The sequence below is a fragment of the Escherichia sp. MOD1-EC5495 genome, from assembly GCF_002965965.1.
Classification (GTDB): domain Bacteria; phylum Pseudomonadota; class Gammaproteobacteria; order Enterobacterales; family Enterobacteriaceae; genus Escherichia; species Escherichia ruysiae.
Genome location: NZ_PTRI01000020.1, coordinates 1 through 12259 on the forward strand (window position 1 = coordinate 1; position 12259 = coordinate 12259).

Below are 12259 nucleotides of genomic sequence, written 5' to 3' on the forward strand. Positions count from 1 at the left end.
AGGCCAGTAATGGGTTAAGTGATAACAGGTGTCTGGAAATATAGGGGCAAATCCATTCTATATTCAGAAAAATGTTATTTCTTACTAATTCTCTCTCAGGTATGTCATTTTTATTTTCTGCCATCTGCTCTCTGAATGAATCAACGTTATACTGATGCTCAGTAAAAGTACGCTTTTCCACTATTCCGGCGTTATCAATCAGCTCTAACACTTTGTTATACATATAAGGCATATAGGAGGTCATAAAGTGATCAAAAATATTTACATTTACGCCTCTGTCCGGATTACAACCTTTGGGGAAAAAGTCAGTTAGATCTGCTTGCGTCAGTGATGCTTTAAATTCTTTCTGCTTCTGACCTGCCTGCTGCATCTCCTGCTCCGCCAACGCAGGAACCAGGTAAAGTTTAGCTTTAAGAGGAAGTAATTTTCTGATGGTAATACACCCTGCCGGCGTTGGCAGACCTCTTTTGCATTCTTTCCATTCCCGACTCTGAGTGACCGTGAGAAAGGCTACCGTATTGCCGTGATGCCAGAAGCAATCCCCCCAGGTTACCATCTGGTAAGCCAGAAGTTCACCCAACGACCAGAAAAAGCCCAGTGCCCCCCCCAACCATCCCCATAATTTATATAACTCGTTATCCAGGTTGGCTTCTACGGGTACGGCTGGAATTGGATCATTATCGTTAACATGACGGAAATGGGTAATCTCCGACAATTGCATCACAGCATCGCGGGTAAAGGTTCGCGGCATTCCATAAGTATAGAGAACTGGATTAATATTTTTTAATTTTGCTGCATGAATTAATGCTAATGCCCCACCTAAACTATGTCCACAAATAAAGAGCTCTTTGTTTTCAACTAATGCTCTTAGTATCTTTATTTCATATTTAAATTTCTTTTCTACCCGACTATATCCACTCCAAAATCCCGTATGTACTTTTCCAGCAGAAAGTAACGTACTACATCCCGTTTTATTTATATCGCATAGTTCTGGACTTACTGGTCTGAACTCAATATCCGTTCCTACATCAAACAAGCTAGCCGTCCCACGCCAGGCAACGATTATCTTATCCACGTTATAAACATAATAAAGCTGCGTATCACCGTCTGCCTTTGTCACAGCAGTATTTTCCTTTGCCTGTGCTGTTCCATGCGAATTCTTACTGTCTACCTTAGGCGAAGTATCTCGCGAGGTATCCATAAACACTGGAGGATAATATCGATTACTGTAGGGAACATCCTGTACTAATGTATTCCATGCGGAACCATCTTTATAAAGTTGGGGTAAGCGAGAAAGATCCTGGCACTGGTTAATAAAAAAACGTGTAATTGACACCGTATCCAGAGTACTGCCATTTGCATAGGCAAGCGTCGCTGCCGCCCCAAGGTTAATTCCATTCGCAATGGAATAGTCCTTTTGATGGTGTAGAACAAGCTCCCACGATCTGAAGGGGCATATTTCTATTACATGACGTTTTTCAAGTTCATTCGTTCGGAATTTAAAGCCCTTAAATGCCGTATTTGCAGGAAAGTGATATGCGGGTAACATTTCCCCTGGTCTTAATTCAAGGTTTGGTGAACTCTGACAAAGTTCACCGATAACGGCATAATGCCAGATATACCCTTTTTCTTCAGCTTCAGGACGCACAACAGAATCATTTTCTGCATCGCGGCTAACACGTAAGGCACGTTTTTCCATTTCCGTAGCCAGTTGATTGCCATCTAACGCCAGCCTTAATTCAAGCCCATGCGGCATATCAATGCGAATAAGCCCATCTGCCTCACTTTGACCCGTATACGTAAGGTTATCAACTGGTCCGGATACTGGATGCGAACTTTCAGCACGCCATGGTATATTCGCTACGGGATCTCCCTGCTCATCAACCAACTGAATTTCAACCCAGTAAGGTTTCTGTTTTCCAGCCGTAGCTTTTTCCTCTGTATGCGTCACAGATGTTACTAATGTATTTCCTACCATAAACATCCTTCTTTATGCAGGTTAAAAAATTTATGAGCTCTTTTCTCTTGTAAGATAAAATGTCCCAACCTTAATTATCTCCGATAAGAATACAGCGGCAAGAAATATCGCCCCTACTTTGATTGACATAGTTTTAAACATCCATGGCAATATCGAAATAGAAGGGATCATGAAGAACAATCTGAATGGTGTTTGAATATAGACAACCCAATTCACATACTTCCACTTTTTTAAGAACATTACAGCAGAAAAAACAATCGAGACATTAAGCAATAACGAAAAAGAAAAAAGGACTTGCGAATACGCCCCTTGCTGAGGATAAATATGGCTAAAAGACAATATATCATCAATTAAAGGAATTCGTCCCTGAGAGATATTCAGCCAGATAAATCTGACGATGAAAAAGAGATCAAACACCGCCCAACAATACAATATATGTTTCTGTTTTAAGCTAAATTTCATTTAATTCCCTCATAGACATCATCAGCGGTCGTTGGTTGCCAGTGCCACGACTGACCTGTAACAGCCCAGGCATCATCACCTTCCAAAAAAGTTTGCGTTACCTTTCTCTGTTCTCCGTAACGATATACTGCTGATTGCTGCTCTATCTCGGCTGTAGTATCAGATGGCAAAGGCTGCCATTCCTGGATTTTATCTCTTTTCGTATTCATATAGTCCTTCCCTTCAGAACCAAAAATACGGCCCTCATCTCCCATAGAAGTTAAACGGTTGATTGCCATAATTGCAGTATTCTTCAACCCGTAATAATCATGATCAACAGTAACCCAATGCCCAGGACCTTCATCTTTTATCTCACGTGGAAACTCAATTTTTACATTACCTGGTGTCGATGAGTAAAACGGTGCAGTCTTCCCTGACGAGTCAGATATTCCTTCAAGTACCTCGCCATCTGGAGGGGTTACTCTATAACTAGTGAATGGTTTGATATCCCCTGATTCAGGATCGGTAACAGTAAACGTTCCGCTATACCCCTTAGGGAAAGTAAGAGGTTGAGAATCAAGTGTCGCAGCTCCCGTCTGATTAACATTGGCCGCTTTCAGCAAAATATTCCCTGAACAGCCCAGTTCAATATTCCCACCACTGAGCTTTATATAAGCACCACCACAACTTAAAATCAGTTCCTTGCTGGCATTCACCTTCACGCTTCCCTCACCACTGGTGAGAGTAATGTCCTGTAATGCTGAAACATTCATGGCATCAGATTGTGCCTGAATATCAACCTTCCCTGCCCCAGCATACATTTTCATTCCTGCTGCTTGTGCAAACAAACTTACAGACTTGCTTGCCGCTACAGTGAATGATTGCCCGGCGCTAATATCGGTGTTTTTACCTGACATGAGGCCAATACTTGCCCCACCTGAAGCAAGTCGGACAGTCTCAGGACTTAGAATGCCTATTCCAGCCGGTGCAACAGCCAGCATTCCTGGCATTTTCAAATATTTCAGTGAGCTGTTAAGCGTCTTTTGACTGTCGATATCAGATACCGTTGCCTTCGCCCCTTTCGCGGCTGACTGAAGATTACATTGCGCGTGTTGTTGGCTTCGGTGACGGGGTCTGCGTGGCGGGAGTCGTGCAGCGCATGGGCGATATACGGCCGGTCCGGGTCGCCTTCATGGAACGCGATGGCAACCTCCGTCCCCTGTATCAGCGGGAAGTGAAAACCGTATTTATCCCCGCCGTACGGTCTGGCAAAGCGCACCGGCATACTTTCCATGCCCTGACTTTTGTCGTCACGGTCGGCATCGAACTTCACCCGGTACATCCCCGACGCATCCTGCCACGCGTGGATATCGTTGTCCCTGGCGCTGGTCACCCGCGCCGTCATTGTCCCGCTCACCACCGGCCGTTTTTTAGCTGCCGGACGCCAGCAGCGGTTTTCGTAATACGGCATCCCTTCCCACGTCACGGTCAGGGCATCCTTACGGCTCGCACTGTAGACCGTGCGGATAATCACAATACCGTTGTCCGTTTCTGACGGCAGGGTCGGCGGAACAGCCCGTTCACTGATGGTCAGCACCTGAGCCGGGGAAAGCCGGGCATCATTACTGCTGCCGCTGACCATTGTCTGTCCTGACAGGAAGCGTTCATGCTCAAGCCGCGCCCAGAAATTGCCGGTTTCCGCCGCCGGGGTGATTTTGTCGCCCCGTTCAAGATGACGCGGCAGGTAATGGTACACATCGCCGTAGGTGTTCCCTTCCCCGTCGCCACGGGTCATGTCCGCCGGCACCGACGTCAGGATGTTCTGCGCTTCACGGTGATTGTAATCATCCGCCGTCACCGAACGTGCCACCACATGATGCCGGACGTTAATCCCCCACACCGAATCCGCGCCATTGTCACTCATCCCCGACGGACTGCTGAGCGCCAGCGTTTTACCGAAAGTCCAGGCGCTCTGCCTGTCGGCAAAGTGCACCACTTCCGTCAGGGTGTCCGGCTGCAGGGTGAAAAAATAAAATATCCCCACTTCAGCCAGCAGGCGCTCAATAAACGCCAGGTCACTTTCCCGGTACTGGTTTATCTGCTCACGCTTCGGATAACCGGCTTTAAGAGTGAACTCATACTCCCAGCCTCTGAGACCATGCTCCTGCAGGACTTCCGTGACCACTTCCGGTACAGATTTATTGACGAAAAAACGGTGGGTGCGGTACTGCCTGCCCAGCAGGGACAGAAACGGCTCAATAATTATCCGGTACGTCGCCTGGTCACGTGAACCGCTGACACGACTGAAATCTGTCACCACCCCGTGCACCACTTTCTGCCCGCTCAGCCCTGTCAGTGGCCCTGTTCCCATGGTCAGCGTCGCCGGTTTACTCAGTAACTGCGATGCACTGATGTTCAGGTCACTGCTGGTAAACAGAACGGTGTAATGATACAGCCCGCTCATGCACTCCTCACCACTGAAGGCCTCCACATCCGGCGATGCGGTACAGGACGGAATATCCAGACGGTAGCGGTTCAGCCCGCCTTCAGTTAATGCAGACAGGGCGTTATTCAGCGTATCTGTCAGACTCATAATATTGACTCCATGGGATAACCCGTTGTCCATGACGCTGTTACCGACGGGCAGGTTGCGGGATTAAATAAGGGATTCAGCCGGTAAGAAAAAGAGTGATTATGGCTCCAGCCCAACGGCACTAATAATGACCTTTAATAACAACAGTCTCATTTCAAAATACCCAAATTTTTGCAGTACAAAATTATCAGCAATAATCCGTGCCTGCTGTTCCATCGGATAATCACTTAGCTCCTTTAGCCAGGTTTAAACTCCAGTCCAATCCCTTCATCATCATTCCAGCCCAGCGTCAGCGAAATCGGCTTTTGTTTCGCCGCCATATGAACCAGCAATTGCTGACTCAGTACCGGCAAAATTTGCTGGTTGAGCAGGTTGTCGATATTGCGCGCTCCGGTGTCCGGTAGCAGGCAGGCACTGGTCAAAGCGTCATACAGACTCTCGTCAACATATGTGGTCAGGCCATAGTGGCGATGCAAGCGCGTGCTGACCTGTAAGAGTTTCATTGCCACGATGGCACGCATCGCCGCTTCCGTTAGCGGGCGATAAATCACCGTCTGGAAGCGGGCAAGCAGCGCAGGCTGGAAGTGTTCGCGCAGGATCGGGCGCAGCAGTTCGTGCAGGTCGCCTTCACTGGCATCTGGCTGTTCATCAAGCAACTGCATTACATAGTCGCTGCCAAGGTTTGAGGTCATCAGAATGACCGTATTGCGAAAATCGATTTCACGGCCTTCGCCATCGCGCATAAAGCCCCGATCAAAAACCTGATAGAACAGATTCATCACGTCACGATGCGCTTTTTCGACTTCATCGAGCAGCACCACGCTGTACGGGCGCTTGCGCACCGCTTCGGTGAGGATGCCCCCCTGCCCGTAGCCGACGTAGCCTGGAGGAGAGCCTTTCAGTTGGGAGACGGTGTGCGGCTCCTGATACTCGGACAGGTTGATGGTAATCAGTGATTTTTCACCGCCGTACATGACGTCAGCCAGCGCCGTTTCGGTTTTCCCTACACCACTTGGGCCAACCAGCAGGAACACACCCTGTGGGCCATTCTCAGAAGTAAGGCCTGTTTTCGCGGCACGCAGGCGCCGGGAGACGGCTTCAAGCGCCGCATTCTGCCCGACTACGCGTTTGCCGATTTCGTTTTCCAGCGTCAGCAGTTCGGTCTGCTCGTTTTTCATCAGCGACGACAGCGGGACGCCCGTCCAGTCAGCAATCACGGTAGCAACGGTACGCACATCCACATCGACTGAAAGTAACGGGTTGCTGTGCTGCATACCGTTCAACTCCTGTTGCAGGGAGTACGTTTTACTCTGACGGGAAATGTCCTGGCGGCTTTCCAGCAGTTGTTCGGTAAGTTTCAGCTCCTGACCGTACCGGGTTTCCAGTTCGTTGAGTTCAACGTTGAAGGTGTTCTTTTCCTGTTCTATTGCCGTCAGGCGTTCACCGTAGTTTTGATTACCGACAGCCATGTCTTCCTGTAGTGCCTGCCTCTCCATTTCAAGAGCGGTGATCCGGGAGCGGATACGGATCAGTTGTTCAGGCACGGTGTCGAGACTCATGCGCACACGGGCGCTTGCGGTGTCGAGCAGGTCAACGGCTTTGTCCGGTAGTTGGCGACCGGTGAGATAACGTCGGGAAAGCGTAACGGCAGCGCGAACCGCATCGTCGGTGATATGCACATTATGGTGTCCGGCGTAGCGAGATTTCAGGCCACGCAGCATCAGGCAGGCGGTGTCATCGTCGGGCTCGTCCACTTTCACCATCTGAAAGCGGCGCTCAAGTGCGGCATCGCGTTCGAAAAATTGTTTGTATTCAGACCAGGTTGTAGCGGCGATGGTTCGTAATTCACCACGCGCCAGTGCCGGTTTCAACAGATTGGCGGCATCCGCACCACCAGCCTGGTTACCCGCGCCGATGATGGTGTGCGCTTCATCGATAAACAGCAAAACTGGTACTGGTGACTGCTGCACTGCATCAATCACGTTTTTCAGACGCTGTTCAAATTCCCCCTTCACACCCGCTCCTGCCTGCAGCAGACCGAGATCAAGAGTGCGTAGCACGACAGGTTTGAGCGACTCCGGCACATTGCCTTCAGCGATTCTGAGCGCCAGCCCTTCTACCAGTGCCGTTTTACCGACACCCGGCTCACCGACCAGAATCGGGTTATTTTTTCGGCGGCGAGAAAGAATATCCACCATCTGGCGAATTTCAGTATCACGCCCAAACACCGGGTCGATTTTGCCTTCGCGGGCTTTAGCAGTGACGTCGAGGGTAAACTTATCCAGCACGTTTTGCAGTGCCGGGCTGAGTTCTCCCTCTTTTATCTCCACGACAACGGGATTTCCAACAAACGCCAGCTCCGCTTCCTGTTGCATTTCAGGACGCTCGTCTGACTGAGCATCCAGTAACGGGCGCAGGCGTTCCAACTGACTCAGGCCCAGGGTCAATAACGGCCACAGACCATCGCAACGCACCAGGTTCTGTTTATCAACCAGAGCCATCATCAGGTGATGACTTCGGATCTGCGCCTCACCCGCCAGTGAGGCAATCAGCCAGGCTTCTTGCATCAGCGTCTGGATGTTTTCTGAAAGCTGCGGACGACTGCGCACTGAGCGCGGTTGTTTGTCGAGCCAGCCAAGCAAATCCTGCCAGAGGCTGTCCATGTCCCACTCGTAGCGACGAGCCAGCACAGTGAGATCGCCCTCGCCCTGCTCCAGTAATTTCAGCAGCCAGTGCTCCGGCAGAATTTCCGTATGCGCACGGGTCTGGCAGAGCGAAGCCGCCCCTTCCATCGCACGGGCACAGTAAGGGTTCAAACGTCGCAGCAGGATGGCTGGATTTTCCATGAATTTCTCTCTTTGTCGGTTCCTGGACACGCTACCGCCCCTCGCTGTTTCCCAGGAAGGAGACCAAAGCGCATACGGTCAGGCTGGCAGATTGTGGGTTCTTTGCTGAAAGCCCGTTGACTTCAGACGTTCAGCAAAAACGAAAAAGCGGACAGAGAAGCTCTGCCCGCTCGTGACTTACGCGGTCGCGCGTTCGTTCCATGAATCGGAATGAATGATGTTGCCGTCTTTGTAGGTCCAGGTGATTTTTTCGTAGCGCAGTTCGATCTGCTCAAGGTGGTTGTGCTTCTCGAAAGAAGGATCTTTGATGTCGTGCATTACAGGGTTCACCTTCACCACTTTCACGTTCTCAAGTTTGGTGTTGAAGTACTCGACCTCCTGACCCGCATCGTTAATTTTGTACCACTTGAATTCTGCAGACTTGAGGGTCTGTCCGGTGGTCACCGCCTTGTACAGGTATGGGCTGGAGGAATCGATTTCCTTGGTAAACAGGAACGGTGTGTGGATTCGGGTGCCGGTCAGCTTGCCTGTGTTGTTATCGGTCGGGATGTACAGATTATGTTCCTGAGCCACCACTTCGATGCTGCCTTCACGATCCTGAACGTCCACAGACCCTTTGATGTCCGCGCCGCCATCGTCCTTCAGCCAAAGATAAACAGGAATTGCCATGGAATTACTCTCTATTATGTTGTGATGCGCCATCATCCTGCGATGACGCCAGGGTGTGACCCGGTATCTGACAGGCATTAGCCTGCGATACCAGACTGATTTCGACACGGCGGTTTAGCGCACGGCCTTCCGGGGTGTCATTGGTTGCGAGCGGGCGACTTGCACCATAGCCCTGCACCGCAAAACAGCTTTCCGGCACGTCACCGGTGTCATGCATCCAGTCGCGCACCGCTTCGGCACGTTTCTGAGAAAGCGTCTGATTTCGTTGTGCGTTGCCGGTGTTATCTGTGTGACCGGCGACCACAATCAGCCAGCCAGGCCTTGCCTTGACGCCCACCAGCGAATTAATCAGCATTTTGGTGGACCCGGCTTTCAGCGCCGATTTGCCGGAATCGAACAGCGACATGCTGTCAAGGCGGATAGTCTTCGGCTCCTGTACGATTTTTTTGATAACCGTCTGCGGTGACGGTGATAGTGATGGTGGTAGCGGCAGGTCATTCACGGCGGCTTCAACAGCAGGTATCAGACGCGACCCCTGATATAACCCGAGGCGATAACGCAAGGTTCACCGCGCCGCTGCCAGTCCTCCAGCAGTGCGCCATCAGCGCGCAGACGCTGCTGTGCCTGGAGTTTAGGCGTGAGAGGGGTGTCGGAGAGACGGTGGTATAAGGCAAGATGGCCGCCGACATTGCGGATCAGACGCTGGTTGTTAACCCAGGACGCCAGCATCGCCAGTGCAAGAAAAATGCTCCCCAGCAGCCCGGCATAGCGCCAGAACACCATCCGACGACTGACGCCACGACGACGCGGCAGCGCCGACAGCAGCTGTTCAGGCAACGGCAAAAGCTCACCGCTCTCCACCGTATCAGGCGGCAGCGCAGTAACAGAGGCAATGTGTTGTTGCCAGAGGTTCCCGGCGAGACCGCTCACGGGAGCCATGCACAGCCCTTGTATACAGGGCTTCAGAGCTGGCAGTTCTCCCTGACGCTCCGACAGCAGACTGTTAACTGCGGTATTCAGCCAGGCAAGTCCACTGTCCAGCCATAGCACCTGGCTCAGGCGGGACAGCCACTCACCCGAAGTTGTTTCTTGAGCCCAGTCGGTCAGTGACAAATTCCCCTGACCGGGTTGATATACCTGGAGTCCTGCCCGTTGGCTGACAGTAGTAAACCAGACCGGCTCAGCATCAACACAAGCGACTGGCGGTGACAGCCAGATAACGATCCACTGCGGCGGGAGTTGACCAAGTGAGATATGGCATTGCGCAACAGCACGCTGCCAGCCACGCAGACTCTGGGTTAACTCCGCATCCGAGGTGTGGCGTTCGGGTAAGATCGCCAACAATATCGAGATCTGTGACACCAGAGCCGGACGAATCTGACTCAGGTGTTGAGCCAACAATGGCAACTGCTCTGCATCTTTTACCCACAGATACCAGCCCTGACGGGTTTCACGATGCCGTGTCCCCTCCGCAAATAATGCGCTGTTATCGCCACACACCAGAATGACTGCCCCCTGAAAATCTTCCGGTGGCAGAGACTCACCCACAATATCCCTGAGCGCCGGTGCCCGTATCAGTGATGTCCGATACTGACGCCAGAGCATTCCCCCACAGACCCAAATAATTAGCAGGCTGAATGCCACACGGCTCCCGACCGACGGTGACCAGAATCCCAGGATAAGCCACAGTGCCAGTACGCCCGCCAGGACGGTTAACAGACTCCGGTAAACATCACGCATCCTTTACCCCGGCCTGACCGTCTGACTCACCAGTTCGGTGAGGGAGGAAGAGAAGAAGTACCACAGCGCAGCCAGTACTGCCGCCCCGATAATCCAGGAAAGCCAGTACAGTCGGCGACCGCTGCGCAGACTGGATACCCTGGCGACAATCGGCGCATCCTGAGCAAGCGTAAAAGCGGGCACTCGTTCCCCCAGCGCACGCACCACGTCTTCACGACGTTCGTCGTTCTGCGCCCGGTACTGTCCAACAAATCCCAGTTGTAAAGTACGATACATACAGGTCAGCACGGCCATGTCCGGTGCGGACTCTTTCAACAGGTTGCGGATACGCTCCCATAACACCTCACCTGCGTTCAAAGTACCGAAGAAATGAGCCTGCAACGGATCACGGCGCCAGGCCAGATAACCATCGTCAGAAGTGCCCCGATTGAGAACGCTTTCATCCAGCAAGGCGCACAGCGCGTATACCATGTGCTCCTGGCTGCTATCACTGTAGCCCGCATCCGAAAGCGATTTGCGCACTTCCTGAACCAGACGACAGGCCCGGCGATAAAGCCCTTCCCCGTCCCGAACTTCTTGCCCGCCGCGTAGCTGGCTGGCCATCAACCAGCCTAGATAGAAAATCTGTTCAATCTGGCTGAGACTGGAATTATTCATGCACGTAACACCGCAAACAGTTCAAGTTTCACCTCCCCCAGTGAGCACGGGGTGTAAAAGGTACAGCTACCCGCCTCCAGCATCGCCCGCGCCGCATCGGTACTCAGATCCAGAGAGAAGAACTGGTTTTCAAGGCGCAGAGGGATCGCCGCAGGCACATGGCTGAGTGGTTTTATAACCATGCCACTCAGCGCCACGTTCACGACATCTGAAACGTCATCGAGACTGCCTGCCTTACAAAGCTGCGGGAATTTCACTTGCAGTTCGTGATTCGGCATGGAGGAGCGAACGGAAAGATAGAAATCAGCCCCTTCACGCAAGCGGGCATCATGCAGCGATCCTTTCCAGAACTGATCGGCATGATCCAGTTGAATACTGATAACCCGGGAGGGCAGACTGGCTTCCAGCAATTTATCGAGCAGAGCCAGCAACGGCGGGAACACTCGTTCAGGCGTATCATGCTGATAAACAGGAATATCACTGGCATCGTGCTCCAGTGAAAACGTCAGCAGGCTGCCTGCCAGGCGGGTCAATTCACGGTAGAGCAACTCCGGGTGGCGTCCCGGAGTCTGCATCAGTTCGGTCAGCACGGGCTCGGCGCTATTCAGGGCATTGAGTAGCCAGAACAGAGAAACATCAGCCACCGCAAAATCGGCCAGACGCTCGTTGCTTTCGCGACGCATCGCCATCAGACGCTTACGTCGTGCCTGCAGACGAACCAACAGATCGCTCAGTTCAGCCACAAGCAAAGGGCTTGCCGCAATCGAGAGCATCGGTGGGATAAAAGACGGATCACGATTCCACTGTCCCTGCGCATTACGTGCCAGACGAGCCACCGGACAGGTCAGGTAAGCGGTATTTTCCTGCGTAGATAAACGAAGCGTGACGGCATTACGCAAAATGGCCAGTTCACCACTTTCATGCCCGGCAAGCTCCTGAACCACTACGCGTTCAGATTTCCAGCGACGCGGGCGCTCACTGTCCTGACCATTATCCAGATTGCCACCACTGGCACTCAGCAACGGCAGCGCCACAACGACTTCAACAACCTCAGAGCCGTTTGCGACGGATAAATCACAGACCGGTGGAAGATTATCCGCCAGGTCAGTATCAACCATCGTGCCGTCCTGAAAACGTACCACCAGACGGGTAGCATTCAGGCTTGACAATACAAGGGCTGCGGTATCGAATTCAGCATTCACCACGCCCCAGGGATGGGAAATTCCCATTCCTGCAACAGTGTCAGCAATATGTTCGTCCCAGCGAGCCTGCTGCTGGAACTGTTGTGGGGCCAGCGCGGCTCCATCCTCCCAAAGTGGGCGAAAAATTTTCATC

5 protein-coding genes and 2 pseudogenes are annotated in these 12259 nt (G+C 52.0%); all 7 read right to left on the minus strand.

Annotated elements, in window-relative coordinates:
* Nucleotides 1-1978 (minus strand): lipase family protein (locus BEG40_RS16130; protein WP_105285745.1); only part of this gene is annotated, 1978 nt, incomplete at its 3' end.
* Nucleotides 1979-3015: 1037 nt separating this feature from the next.
* A pseudogene (locus tag BEG40_RS22155) lies at nt 3016-5012 on the minus strand (type VI secretion system Vgr family protein); the annotation flags it as partial.
* A 236-nt stretch (nt 5013-5248) separates the two neighbouring features.
* Nucleotides 5249-7858, minus strand: coding sequence for a type VI secretion system ATPase TssH (gene tssH, locus BEG40_RS16150; protein ID WP_105285747.1), 2610 nt, complete (start codon nt 7856-7858; stop codon nt 5249-5251).
* A gap of 177 nt (nt 7859-8035) precedes the next feature.
* A complete protein-coding gene (hcp, locus tag BEG40_RS16155; RefSeq protein ID WP_001007319.1) occupies nt 8036-8527 on the minus strand; it encodes a type VI secretion system effector Hcp in 492 nt (163 codons plus the stop codon).
* A gap of 4 nt (nt 8528-8531) precedes the next feature.
* Nucleotides 8532-10267: pseudogene (locus BEG40_RS16160) on the minus strand (OmpA family protein).
* A 3-nt stretch (nt 10268-10270) separates the two neighbouring features.
* Nucleotides 10271-10924: a type VI secretion system protein TssL, short form gene (tssL, locus tag BEG40_RS16165; protein WP_105285748.1), complete on the minus strand. Its 654-nt coding sequence runs from the start codon at nt 10922-10924 to the stop codon at nt 10271-10273.
* Nucleotides 10921-12258: a type VI secretion system baseplate subunit TssK gene (gene tssK, locus BEG40_RS16170; RefSeq protein WP_105285749.1), complete on the minus strand. Its 1338-nt coding sequence runs from the start codon at nt 12256-12258 to the stop codon at nt 10921-10923. The genes tssL and tssK overlap by 4 nt, the downstream gene beginning before the upstream one ends.
* Nucleotide 12259 lies beyond the last annotated feature (1 nt).